Below are 12034 nucleotides of genomic sequence, written 5' to 3' on the forward strand. Positions count from 1 at the left end.
CACACATATACTCTTTTAAAATATCCCCCTTAATTTGCCTATTCTAGCGAAAGGATTCACGTGAACTATTGAAATCACTATCGAAACGATTTAAATGGCTTGAGCGAGAACGCCCAATGTAACCCATGGCAAAGAAATCATCCCCGCAGACGAAACCAATCGAGCAATACGACCATAAGGGGACCTGCCGGCTGAATAACCCGCCGGCGGGACTGGTCAGCGCGGCAACCGAACCCAATTACGGCACAAAGCCCTACTCCTATGACCCTCACCTCGACCCGCAGCTCCAGTGGGCGGGGAAGGCCGAGCATACGTCGTTCGAGGTCCCGACGGTATCCCTTCACGTCCACGAACGGATCGACCCGCGGACGATCATCAGGGCGGCGAAGGGCAGCAACGGCGACCACCGGCAGGCCTCGCTCTTTGAGTTCTCGATCGAGAACCCGCCGCTGCGGGAGGCGGTGGAGTTCTACCGCCACAGGCACAACTGGAGCAACCGCCTCGTCGCCGGCGACTCCCTGCTCGTCATGAACTCCCTGCTGGAGAAGGAGGGGATGGCCGGGAAGGTGCAGATGGTCTACATCGACCCGCCCTACGGAATCAAGTACGGCTCGAACTTCCAGCCCTTTGTGAACAAGCGGGACGTAAAGGACAGGAAGGACGAGGATCTCACCCAGGAGCCTGAGATGATCAGGGCCTTCCGGGACACCTGGGAGTTAGGGATTCACTCGTACCTCACATACCTTCGTGACCGGTTGTTGCTCGCCCGGGAACTGCTCACCGAGAGCGGGAGCGTGTTCGTGCAGATCAATTCTGAGAATTGTCCTTTTGTGAGGATGATCTTAAACGAAATTTTCGGCCCCGATAATTTTATTGCAGATATAATATTCCGTAAAAAAAGTCTGCCATTGGGTGCAAAAAGCCTTGAAACAATGCACGATCATATATTATTTTATTCAAAAGATAAATCAAAGCACAAGTATAGGCATATTTTTAATTTTTTCAATAAATTAACATCTCATTGGAAATTTACGAGTTTACCTGATGGGCAAGTTAAAAAAATACGATCACATGAGATTAAATTGAATGAGAATATTAAAGAGACTCGGTATTTCCGTTTATTTTCACTAATTGCACCATCATACAACGAAAACACCGATTTTGAGTACAATTTTTGTGGGCATAATTATCCACCACCAAGTAAGAGTTGCTGGGTTGTTGATCAGGTAAAGTTAGACCGCCTAAAGTTTGCGAATAGGCTTCAAAAAGAAGGTTCTAGTGTCAGTTATAGATTGTATCTTGATGATTTTCCTTATAATAAATTCACGAATCTATGGCTTGACGTAGGTGTATCGTATAAAAAATCATATGTTGTCCAAACAACAGAGCAAGTCATCGAACGCTGCCTCCTCATGACCACCGACCCCGGCGACCTCGTCCTCGACCCCACCTGCGGCTCCGGGACCACCGCCTACGTCGCCGAGAAGTGGGGCCGGCGCTGGATCACCTGCGACACCTCCCGTGTCGCGATAACCCTCGCCAAGCAGCGGCTCATGACCGCCGCTTTCGACTATTACGACCTCGCCCACCCCGAGGAGGGTGTCGGGAGTGGATTTGTGTATAAGACCGTCCCGCACATCACCCTCAAGTCCATCGCGAACAACCCCGAGATCGACGCCATCCACGAGAAGCACCGGCCGAAGGTCGAGGCCGCCCTCGCCGCCCTCAACGCCGCCGCGAAGACCTCCTACGAGGAATGGGAAGTTCCCTTCGACCCCGACCCAGCCTGGCCGGAAGCGGCACAGAAAGCCCATAAGAAGTTCCTCGCCGCCCGACAGAAGCGGCAGACCGAGACCGACGCGAGCATCCAGAAGAACGCCCCCCAGGAGACCCTCTACGACCAGCCGCAGGTCGACAGGACGAAAGTCCGTGTCACCGGTCCCTTCACTGTCGAGGCTGTCCCCGCTCCCACCGTCGAACCGCTCACCGGCGACACCCCCGCACCCCTCCCGGCCGATGACTCCGCCGCCCGCACCGGCGAGTCCCTCCGGCAGGACGAATGGCGCACCGAACTCCTTGCCACCGGCATCCGCGGCAGGAGCGGCCAGCGGATCGCCTTCGCCCGACTCGAACCCCTCGGCGGTACCCGGTGGCTCCACGCCCGTGGCGAGACCGCGGACGACACCCAACAGCAGGTCGCTGTCTCCTTCGGCCCCGAACACGCCGCCCTCGATGCCCGGCAGGTCGAGATGGCGCTCAAAGAGGCACAGCGCCTTGTCCCCCGCCCCGAGATCCTCGTCTTCGCCGCCTTCCAGTTCGATCCCGAAGCCGCAAAAGACATCGACGAGACCAACTGGCCCGGTGTCACCCTCCTCAAAGTCCAGATGAACACCGACCTCCAGACCGACGACCTCAAGAAGAAACGCTCCAGCAACGAGAGTTTCTGGCTCATCGGCCAGCCCGACGTCACCCTGAACCTGATCACCGAGGGGCCTGAGGCCGGCACGATCCTCCTCTCCGTCAACGGTTTCGACTACTACGACACCCGCAAAGGCACCGTCGACGGCGGCGGTCCCGAGAAGATTGCCATGTGGATGCTCGACACCGATTACGACGGCCGCAGCCTCTTTCCCAGGCAGGTCTTCTTCCCCATGGCCGGCAAAGACGACGGCTGGGCAAAACTCAAGAAGAGCCTCAAGGCCGAACTCGACGAAGAGAAGATCGAGGCCTACCGCGGCACCGTCTCCCTCCCCTTCAAACCCGGCAAAAAGCGGCGCATCGCCGTCAAGATCATCGACGACCGGGGCATCGAGTCCATCGTCGAGCGGGAGCTGGACGTCCCGGGGGCATAACCCATGCCGCAGAAGACCATCGACCGCCTCATCGTCGCCTCGCCCTATACCGAACCCGCCTGCCACTGGCACTACGACCGGACCACCCGCACATTCGACCTCGCGGAAGGCCGGCGCAAGGCGGGTTACATCGTCGCCACGCAGGGCTCCAGCGCCTTCGATGACCCCGGCGTCTTCTACGAGATCCTCCTCGTCAACCGGATCCGGCCCCGCGTCAGGGCCTGGCGGGAGGCCGGCTACCCCGGCGTCACCGGCATCACCCGCCGCCTCCTCGAGTACTGGCGGGACCAGGAACGGGGAGGCATGCCCTTCTTCTTCTGCCAGCTCGAGGCCATCGAGACGCTCATCTGGCTCACCGAGGCGCCGGCCGCGGAAAAGACCGGGATCGATATCGAGGGTGACGGCGGCGGCTTCTCCAGGTACTGCTGCAAGATGGCCACCGGCACCGGCAAGACCGTTGTCATGGCCATGCTCATCGCCTGGCAGGTCCTCAACAAGACCGCCTACCCCGCCGACCCCCGTTACTCCAGAAACGTCCTCGTCATCGCCCCCGGCCTCACCGTCAAAAGCCGCCTCTCCGTCCTCGTCCCCTCCTCCGAGGGCAACTACTACGATGCCTTCGCCATCGTCCCGCCCGGCCTTGCAGAAAGCCTCAGGCAGGGGAAGGTCCTCGTCCAGAACTGGCACGCGCTCGCCTGGGAGAGCGCAGAGCAGATCCAGAAGAGGAAGAGCGTCGACAAACGCGGTCCAAAGAGCGACGAGGCCTACGTCCGTGAAGTCCTCGGCGACATGGCCCGGCACAACAACCTCATTGTCATCAACGACGAGGCTCACCATGCCTGGCGAGTCCCGGCCGAGTCGAAGGTCAAAGGGGTCGCAAAAGACGAGATCGATCAGGCCACCGTCTGGGTTCAGGGCCTCGACCGCATCCACCAGGCAAGGAACATCCTCTCCTGCTTCGACTTCACCGCCACGCCCTTCGCCCCGAGTGGAAAGAGGAGCGACGAAGAAGCCCTCTTCACCTGGATCGTCAGCGACTTCTCCTTAAACGACGCCATCGAGTCGGGCCTCGTCAAGACCCCCCGCGTCGTCATCCGCGACGACGCCAACCCGCGGCCCGACGACTACAGGTCCCGCTTCTACCACCTCTACACGGATCCTGAGGTCTACGACGACCTCACCCGCAAGGGCGCCGAAGAGTCCGAGCCCCTCCCCGATCTCCTCAACACCGCCTACTACTTCCTCGGCCTCGACTGGCAGGAGAAGAAGATGGAATGGGTTGCAGCCGGCTACCGGACCCCGCCGGTCATGATCACCGTCGCGAACACCACTGAGACCGCCGCGAGAATCGCCTACGCCTTCACCCACAGAAAGATCCGCATCGATGACCTCTGCGACGGTGGCAGGATCCTCCACATCGACTCGAAAGTGCTCAAGGAAGCCGAGGCGCTGGACGAATCCCCGACCGTTTCCGAGAGCGAGGGCGAAGAGGAGAACCGGCCCCGCACCAAGAAGGAGATGGCCCTCTATCTCCGGCAGCAGGTCGACACCGTCGGGAAGTATGGAGAGGCGGGCGAGAAGATCCAGAACGTCATCTCCGTCGGCATGCTCTCCGAGGGCTGGGACGCCAGGACGGTCACGCATATCATGGGGCTCCGGGCTTTCTCCAGCCAGCTCCTCTGCGAACAGGTCATCGGCCGGGGCCTCCGGCGCACTAGTTACGATGTCGACGAGGAGACCGGCCTCTTCTCGCCTGAGTATGTCAACATCTTCGGCATCCCCTTCACCTTCCTCCCCCATGAAGGGGGAGACGACGCCCCGCCGAGGCCGGAGAAACCCAAGACCCGGATCGAGTCGCTCCCCTCCCGCCGGAAGCACGAGATCACCTGGCCGAACGTGCTCCGGGTCGAGCACACCTACCGGCCACGGCTCGCCCTCGATATCGAGACCGCAAAACCCCTCGTCCTCGACGCCGCCCAGACGCCGCGGATCGCCGAACTCGCCCCGGTCATCGACGGCAAACCCGCTGTCGACCAGATCACCACCATTGACCTTGAGGAACTCGGCCGGATCAGGCTCCAGCGGATCATCTTCGAGACAACCCGGGACCTCCTCGACCAGATGCGCCCGGAGTGGCGGGGTACCGCCGCTGACCTCGTCGGGCAGCTGGTCGGCATCATCGATCGGTTCCTCCGCTCCGATAAGGTCAAATTCGCCCCCCTCATCTTCAGCACCGACGACACGCGCCGGCGGGTCCTGCTCATCCTCAACATGAACAAGGTTGTCCAGCACATCTACGAGCAGATCCGCGAGATGAACACCGAAGCCATCGTGCCGGTCCTCGACCCGGCACGCCCCATCCGCTCGACCGCCGACATGCCGATCTGGTACACCACCAAACCCTGTGGTGAGACCGCAAAATCGCAGATCAACTTCTGCGTCTACGACAGCACCTGGGAGGCCACCGAGGCCTTCGCCCTTGACCGGAACCCTGCGGTGCAGGCATGGGCCAAGAACGATCATCTCGGGTTTGAGGTCTTTTATCTCTACCAGGGTGTCGTGCGAAGGTATCGCCCGGACTACCTGATCCGGCTTGAGAACGGCGAATACCTGGTGCTGGAGACGAAGGGCCAGGACAGCCAGCAGAATAAGGCAAAGCGGGCCGCCCTTGCTGAATGGGTTCGAGCCGTCAACGGGCACGGTGGGTTCGGCACCTGGCACTGTGATGTTTCATTCAACACGGCTGATGTCGAGGGAATCATTGCGAAATACACCCCCGATAAGCAGCCTACCGGGCATGTGGAGAGTTTGACCGTATGACCGGGTGTTACAACCAGAGTAGGAGGACTGGAATGGGTCTTACTTTTCCAATCTCTTCCGGATTCATCCCCATTCTATGGGCTCACGGAGGAGGAGATCGCGGTTGTGGAAGGGGCGGTCTGATGCAGGAGCCGATACCCTATAGGTCCAGCACAGGAGTGCCCTGATTTCCCATCGAGCCTAAGGATGTGGTCAACATTCCGCTTTCAGCAATCATCAACGGTGAAAGGGTTATCGGGCCTGATCTGTCTGATAGCGAATGGAGCGAACTCAAGGCTCAGCATAGAAAAGGCCTCACTATAACAATGCCCTGCTGCGGGATGAGCGGGCATGCCAGAATATCGAAGTGCGGCCTCAAACACTTCTACCATGCTCACAGATCTGATGAGTGTGGGAGAGAGCCGGAATCGCTCGACCACTTAAGACTCAAGAACCAGATTTACCAGATCTGCAAAGCAGAAGGATGGGATGCTCAACCCGAATACCAGTCGCCGGCCGGCGACTGGCGGGCAGATGTCTACGCAACGAGGGGAGAACGGAGCGTGGTGTTTGAGATCCAGCTCAGTAAGATCAGCCAGGAGGAACTTCAGGAACGGGAGGAGAAGTACGCCCGGGATGGAATCGAGTCCTACTGGCTCTTGAGAAATTACCTGGATCTTCAGCCCTATTATGAAACGTGGGGGGACTACGAGATCCCTTTGAACTTTCAGAATATCGATAGAAACGACCTCCGTTTAACTCACGAAAGGCTTTACTACGTTCGAAAAGGCATCCGTACTATCGGCATCAACTCCGACAACAAGACGCTGTGTACAACAAAAAACCCGTCGACAGGATTGAGGGAATGGGTCTGGTATGTGCTGAACGGGGATTACTCGCATTATCTCGCTGATGTTAAGGCGCAACACCAGAGATGTGCCAGATTAAGAGACTCTGTGTTACCCGTCCTGGACGATCTCACCGAGTTAAAGGACAAATACTACTATTATCGACGCGACCTGAAGAGACTCTATGCGGTGTTTAAAAGCAATACCTGGGACAATCCTACAACTCTGAGAGAAGAGATCAAATTAATGTACGCGTCATTTAAGGGATTCAAGGATGCTCTCTGGAAGATCTACTCCCCAAGAAACGGGTTCGTATGGAAGACCGATTCCTATTCTGAGTGTAAATATCAGGAACTCGACCTCGTCTCAGAGAATCAGATAGCCTCGATCCGTGAGCAGGTGAGAGACCTTAAAGAACTCGAATCAATGTTTTCGTCGATATTCAACGACCTGGATCACTATCTCGAACATAATGGCAGAAAGAACAAGACTGTGGTACGCACAATCGAGAGAGGGACGCTCCATAAACCGGACGATATCGAGCAAGTGACCCATAAGCCGGACAATAAAAAACAAGAACAAGTGATCCACAAACCAAACGATAGAAAGCGAGAACAGGAAGAGAAGGTGTACTTCGAATTTGTGAAAGTGCTGCCCATGCCCGACCTCGTATCGCAACGTGGATGGAAATACATCAATCCATACGGATGTACGTGGCCTATCAATAAGGACGATGCAATAGAGTTTGAGCAAATAGGCTACGGAAAAATTGTAAAACGAGACTCGCCTTAAGAATTTTTCAACGCATCACCCGCCACTGCGAGTTCTGGCCGAGTGGTGCAGTTCACGGCCTACCTGGGGGAAAAGCCGTGGGTCTGGACCCTCAACCGGCAGACCACACTCCCTCCGGTCAGCGAGGGTCGCGCCTCCGGCGCTGCACTTCGTGCCCCCTCGCCGCCCTCCGGTCGTGGCGTCTGCCTGATCTCTTCTTCCTGTCCGGGACCTCAGACGACCATGACCGGCTCGGAACTCGCCGGTCATCGTCTGCCAGGAAGTGCTCGTCGCGTCGTGCTCCGCACCGCGCTCCTCGCACAGAGGGGTGGCGCAGGGCCACCCCTCAAACGACCCCCACCGCCCGCGCTTCGCGCCTCCTCACTCGCACCTGACGGTGCTCAAACTCCGCTCCTGATGGAGCGTCGTTCCGCCCCCTCGGGGGGCGGGCAGTCCGTGGCGATAGGACCCGGCCGGGGGGATAGGCGAGTATCCCTCCGGCCTGTTCATGGGGATCTGTGTTCCCCTCCATTATGGAGCAAACGCGGGGGCAGCCGTTGCGCCGCGAGGCCGCGACAAGCGAGGGAGGGCGCCCGAAATACCAAAACGCAAAAAAATGATAGCGCTGTTCTGAAGCGATTACGAGCAAGCGCGGTTGACCGAGAATGCTCGCCCGTCCGGCGGGACCCGGCCGCTCCTTACTCTTCCTCGACCGGGTCGAGCAGGACGATCTTCACCCGCTTGCCAACCCACGAGACCGGCACCATAACATGACCGCTGTTCCCGGTTTTGGTAACGGTCTTCTCCCGCACTTCGTATCCGCTGACGGTGACGTCCACCTTCTCCATACTCATAATATGACCGTCGTATCATTAAAGTCTAACTAAAAATATACAATGTATATACAAAGTATAAACATTTAAATACTCAGCCGCCCTATACTATAATAGTGAGACGAGAAGCACTCACTGGAGGAATCGAGAGATGACATTCAAGAAAATCGGCAGGCTGGCCCTCTGCGACGGCCGGCTCCGGGTGGAGATCGACACGGTCGGATCGTTCCACTTCGACAACAACTGCCTGGTCGGCGAGGACGGCCGGCAGCACGGCTACGCGATGCCGAGCGCGACGGGAAAGGCGGTGAACCTGCACCTGACCGAAGGAGCACTCTGCACGGTGATCAAGTCACAGCTCCTGCAGGTCGTCAGGGGGAGTATCGGAAAAGCGGCAGTGTTCGAGGTGGCGTAAATGTCCTGGACAGACGCAACAGCCACCGCGAGCCCCTGCACAGAAATGATCGGCGGGCAGCCCCTTAACCCTTCCGGGCGCCCTCTCTCTTTTATCGACGCGATCCCCTACCGCGACCTGCTGAAGATGGCGGAGTACGACGAGCGGGCTGCAGAACTCGATGGGTTCCGGGACCGGCTCTCCAGGCTGGCGGCCGAGGAGTGCCGGCAGAAGGCCGAGCGGATCCGGGAGCACTACCGGAGCCTGGTCGCGGAGCACGGCCTTGCATCCTGCGTCCGGCAGGCCGCGGAGGAGGACGAGCGGTACGGCAACGGGAGGTTCTTCTGATGCCGTCCCTCACCCTCCCTGTTTTTCGACACGGCGACGATGAGCAGGACGAGCACGGCGCCCCGGACCTCGTCGTCCTCGTGTCGCCCTACGAGACCGGCCCGCGGGCCGTGCTGGTCCCCCGTCGGAGGGGAGACGAATGATAACGACCACCTGCGACAGGTGCGGCGCCGTCGTCGGGGAAGAGCACTGCCGGATACACCGGGAGCGGGAGACCTTCTGGGGAGCGCCCTACTCCTACACGGTGATCGCTGCCTACGTCTGCCCCGAGTGCGGCTACGAGTGGGAGGCCTGAGACATGGTCTCGGTCTATGAGGTGGTCCGGGACCGGATCCTCTCCTCCCTCGAGGCCGGCACCGTCCCCTGGCGGCAGACCTGGCAGAGCCTCTCCCCGATGAACATTGCCACCGGCAAACCCTACCGGGGGATCAACCGTCTCCTCCTCTCCGGCCACACCTGGTGGGGCACCTACAACCAGATCCGGCGGGCGGGCGGCCACGTCCGGCGCGGGGAGAAGGCGAGCGGGATGGTGGTCTTCTGGTCCTGTTACGACACGGAGAAGATCACGAACGAGAACGGCGACCAGGTGACGGTGGCGCTCCAGCGTGACCGGCCGCTGGTCCGCTACTACAAGGTCTTCAACCTCTCGCAGTGCGAGGGCATCGAGGTCGAGCAGGCCGGGGAGGTCCGGCCGGTCGCCACCTGCGAGGACCTCATCGCCCGCAACCGGCCCCGGGTCGGTCCGGGCGAGCCGGCCTACTACCCGGCCGGCGACCGGATCACCGTGCCGGCACCGGACCGGTTCGTCTCCCCGGAGGCCTACTACGCGGCCTTCTTCCACGAGTTGACCCACTGGACCGGGCACGCCTCCCGGCTGAACCGGCTGGGAATCACCGAGCCGATCCGGTTCGGAAGTGAGCGGTACAGCCGGGAAGAGTTGACCGCGGAGATGGGCGCCGCGTTCCTCTGCGCCATGACCGGCACCGACGTGCCGGTGGCGGAGAATCAGGCGGCCTACATCGCCGGGTGGCTCCGGCATATCAGGGACGGTTCGGCGGCAGATGTGATCCGGGCCGCTGCGGATGCGCAGCGGGCGGCGGACTTCCTCACCGGGGGTGGTGAGGAGGGTTCTTCTTTTTCGGGCGGCGTGGCCGGGCGAGCTTCTTTGATCCCGGTGGTCGCTGCAGAACATCGCCCTGGTTTTTTGCGGTGTCCGGGATCGCCGGCGCCCTCACTCGCTCGGCGCGACCTCGCAGCGTAACGGCAGTTCGCACATTCTCAATCCACCGTTTGGCATTTTTCTCTTCGTTTATTCTTCGTCTAATTGAAATTTGGGATAAACGGCAATACCTTCGGATACTCTTCTATTGCAAACCCGATCTGTTCAAGGTAGACATCATCACCGACATTCGACTGCCCTCTACCATGCATGAAGTTCGCGATCGCAGAATCTATCCGGGCCTTCTTCCTCAAGACGTTGAAATGCCATTTCCGAATGGTTTTGACGGACACTTTCTCGTGCTGGATCTTCCTCACTATGGTTGATGGATGCTGCATCGAATCCGGGTTGAAGTCCTGTAACTCTTCGATGAAACTGGCAGGGAAAAAAATGGCGAACGTCTGCTTCGTATGCTTCGTTAGCGGCTCCGTGTTGATGTATGCAATGTTCCCGGCTCTCTCTATCTTCAGATGATGGATATTCTTCAGCACCTCATAGCCATGGGAGAACCGGCACCCGGTATAGACCAGAAGCTTGAATTCGGTGGCTACCTCATCGGGAAGATGCATATACGCCTCGATGATATCTTCGGTCTCGGGGAATACCCTATCCTTTCCCGATGCCGTGATCCGTACTTTCCGTCTCCAATTCTCTAACGAGTAGCCTGCAAGATACGTGATCTCCTCGTCCTCCAAGTAATTGAAGAAATTTCGCAACCCTCTCGATTGTTTGTCCCCAAATGCGATCGCATCGCACGCTGAGGGCTTGCCGATACGGTTCGTTTCGAAAAGCGTCCGTACACCTGTGAAATAGTCCTTGGCGCTCCTGTCCGACAACTTCTTGCCCATTACGCGGTTATTCAGCCACGCCATCCAGGGATCTCTGTGCTGCTCCCATACGGCGTTGAGCGTCTCTTGCGGGAGCGGCGCTTCCGGCAGGAGTTCTTTCTTCGTTTGGGTCCGTGAAACTGCGGAGAGATTGCGATCTGTTTTCAATTGTGGGGATGAGTTGCCTCCGCACGGCGGGGTTCTCCCGTTTGCATTACAGCAAGCACATCTTGATATCCCTAATTGCAGGCAAATCGGATGCGTTTCCGAATATGTGTTTAAGATGAGTTTTTCAATTACACGGGAAGCTGGGTAACCCGTACTTTTCAGGATGCTGAGAGCTTCGTCGGATAGGGTAATTTGCAACGGTTTTCTGATTCGTTTACGTTGCTGCTTTTCCCCAGTACCTCTCGCCCCCTTATGCTTATCTCGCGAGCCATGCGTGATAAATCGAGTTTCCGCCATAAATACCCTTTTTGCTCCCAAACTGACTGAGTTTGAATACTTAGGTTCTTGGATGCACAAACTGTGCGATCGGGCGAGATTCCTCACTCGCGGTGCTCGCTTCGGAACATCACCCTAGTTCTTCCCGGTGTACGGAACCGCAGACGCCCTCACTCGCTCAGCGAGGCCTCGCTTCGTGGCGGCTGTTTACGAAAAGAGTGCCAACACTGACCCTCCTACAAACAATCGCTCACTTTGAAAAGAAGGGATCTCAATACTCGCCGCCGTAGACCCCTGTCGCGATCTCATCCTCGATCGTGTCAGTCTCCTTTCTCGCGATCGTCTCCTCCCGCTGCTGCCGCAGTTCCCTGACAAGATCCCGTACGGCATAGACATCGATGGCGTTGTATGAAGCCTCATCGTATTCCAGTGCTGCGATCTCCGCGAGCGCCTCCTCAATGCGGTCAAGGTCGCTATACTGGCCGATTGCAATCCGGAACCGGTCGAGTATCGGCTCTGCAGTGTACCGGAAGTTCCCCCTGATCGAGTGGTCAAGGAGGAGGTCGTTCACGGCATGCCCTCTCTCCGGATCGACCACTATCTCGAGGACCGCCGGTGCGATCTCATAGGTATCGATATCGCCCGCCTCGAACCCGGCGATGATGGTTATCTGCACATCTGGCACGCTCCTGTCTCTTA

Annotated in this window: 11 protein-coding genes; 8 read left to right on the top strand and 3 right to left on the bottom strand. The window is 58.4% G+C overall.

Annotation, left to right across the window (positions count from 1 at the left end):
• The first annotated feature begins 125 nt into the window (after window positions 1-125).
• The 3 genes from QZ408_RS01455 (at window position 126) to QZ408_RS01465 (ending at window position 7291) form a co-directional block, all read left to right on the top strand.
• Complete coding sequence (locus QZ408_RS01455; RefSeq protein ID WP_292489074.1) at window positions 126-2852, top strand: site-specific DNA-methyltransferase; 2727 nt, start codon at window positions 126-128, stop codon at window positions 2850-2852.
• A gap of 3 nt (window positions 2853-2855) precedes the next feature.
• Window positions 2856-5672, top strand: coding sequence for a BPTD_3080 family restriction endonuclease (locus QZ408_RS01460; RefSeq protein ID WP_292489076.1), 2817 nt, complete (start codon window positions 2856-2858; stop codon window positions 5670-5672).
• A 188-nt stretch (window positions 5673-5860) separates the two neighbouring features.
• Window positions 5861-7291: a competence protein CoiA family protein gene (locus tag QZ408_RS01465; RefSeq protein ID WP_292489078.1), complete on the top strand. Its 1431-nt coding sequence runs from the start codon at window positions 5861-5863 to the stop codon at window positions 7289-7291.
• Between the two features lie 677 nt (window positions 7292-7968).
• Here the strand turns inward: QZ408_RS01465 and QZ408_RS01470 are convergent.
• Window positions 7969-8118 carry a DUF2080 family transposase-associated protein gene (locus QZ408_RS01470; protein WP_250317314.1) on the bottom strand — a complete coding sequence of 50 codons (150 nt, stop codon included), beginning with the start codon at window positions 8116-8118 and terminating at the stop codon, window positions 7969-7971.
• 136 nt (window positions 8119-8254) lie between these two features.
• On the opposite strand from QZ408_RS01470, the gene QZ408_RS01475 reads away from it, so the two are divergent.
• From QZ408_RS01475 to QZ408_RS01495, 5 genes are read left to right on the top strand one after another with little or no spacing between them, the layout of a single operon-like run.
• Window positions 8255-8518, top strand: a complete 264-nt coding sequence (locus QZ408_RS01475; RefSeq protein WP_292489082.1) for a hypothetical protein — start codon at window positions 8255-8257, stop codon at window positions 8516-8518.
• A complete protein-coding gene (locus QZ408_RS01480) occupies window positions 8519-8845 on the top strand; it encodes a hypothetical protein (RefSeq protein WP_292489083.1) in 327 nt (108 codons plus the stop codon).
• Window positions 8845-8988, top strand: a complete 144-nt coding sequence (locus QZ408_RS01485; protein ID WP_292489085.1) for a hypothetical protein — start codon at window positions 8845-8847, stop codon at window positions 8986-8988. The genes QZ408_RS01480 and QZ408_RS01485 overlap by 1 nt, the downstream gene beginning before the upstream one ends.
• On the top strand, window positions 8985-9140 hold the full coding sequence (locus QZ408_RS01490) for a hypothetical protein (RefSeq protein ID WP_292489087.1): 156 nt from the start codon (window positions 8985-8987) through the stop codon (window positions 9138-9140). The genes QZ408_RS01485 and QZ408_RS01490 overlap by 4 nt, the downstream gene beginning before the upstream one ends.
• A gap of 3 nt (window positions 9141-9143) precedes the next feature.
• Window positions 9144-10106, top strand: a complete 963-nt coding sequence (locus tag QZ408_RS01495; protein ID WP_292489089.1) for a zincin-like metallopeptidase domain-containing protein — start codon at window positions 9144-9146, stop codon at window positions 10104-10106.
• A 59-nt stretch (window positions 10107-10165) separates the two neighbouring features.
• Here the strand turns inward: QZ408_RS01495 and QZ408_RS01500 are convergent, their stop codons facing one another.
• Complete coding sequence (locus QZ408_RS01500) at window positions 10166-10936, bottom strand: integrase (protein WP_292489091.1); 771 nt, start codon at window positions 10934-10936, stop codon at window positions 10166-10168.
• 670 nt (window positions 10937-11606) lie between these two features.
• Window positions 11607-12011 (bottom strand): hypothetical protein, encoded by a 405-nt coding sequence (locus QZ408_RS01505; RefSeq protein ID WP_014867126.1) that lies wholly within the window; start codon window positions 12009-12011, stop codon window positions 11607-11609.
• Window positions 12012-12034 lie beyond the last annotated feature (23 nt).

Origin of the sequence: Methanoculleus sp. 10 (genome assembly GCF_913757945.1) — an archaeon.
Taxonomy (GTDB): Archaea; Halobacteriota; Methanomicrobia; order Methanomicrobiales; family Methanoculleaceae; genus Methanoculleus.

Excerpts from the sequence above, each read along its gene's own strand:
- QZ408_RS01455 (WP_292489074.1), top strand. The coding sequence starts at position 126 with ATGGCAAAGAAATCATCCCCGCAGACGAAACCAATCGAGCAATACGAC.
- QZ408_RS01460 (WP_292489076.1), top strand. The coding sequence starts at position 2,856 with ATGCCGCAGAAGACCATCGACCGCCTCATCGTCGCCTCGCCCTATACC.
- QZ408_RS01470 (WP_250317314.1), bottom strand. The coding sequence starts at position 8,118 with ATGGAGAAGGTGGACGTCACCGTCAGCGGATACGAAGTGCGGGAGAAG.
- QZ408_RS01475 (WP_292489082.1), top strand. The coding sequence starts at position 8,255 with ATGACATTCAAGAAAATCGGCAGGCTGGCCCTCTGCGACGGCCGGCTC.
- QZ408_RS01480 (WP_292489083.1), top strand. The coding sequence starts at position 8,519 with ATGTCCTGGACAGACGCAACAGCCACCGCGAGCCCCTGCACAGAAATG.
- QZ408_RS01485 (WP_292489085.1), top strand. The coding sequence starts at position 8,845 with ATGCCGTCCCTCACCCTCCCTGTTTTTCGACACGGCGACGATGAGCAG.
- QZ408_RS01490 (WP_292489087.1), top strand. The coding sequence starts at position 8,985 with ATGATAACGACCACCTGCGACAGGTGCGGCGCCGTCGTCGGGGAAGAG.
- QZ408_RS01495 (WP_292489089.1), top strand. The coding sequence starts at position 9,144 with ATGGTCTCGGTCTATGAGGTGGTCCGGGACCGGATCCTCTCCTCCCTC.
- QZ408_RS01500 (WP_292489091.1), bottom strand. The coding sequence starts at position 10,936 with ATGGCGTGGCTGAATAACCGCGTAATGGGCAAGAAGTTGTCGGACAGG.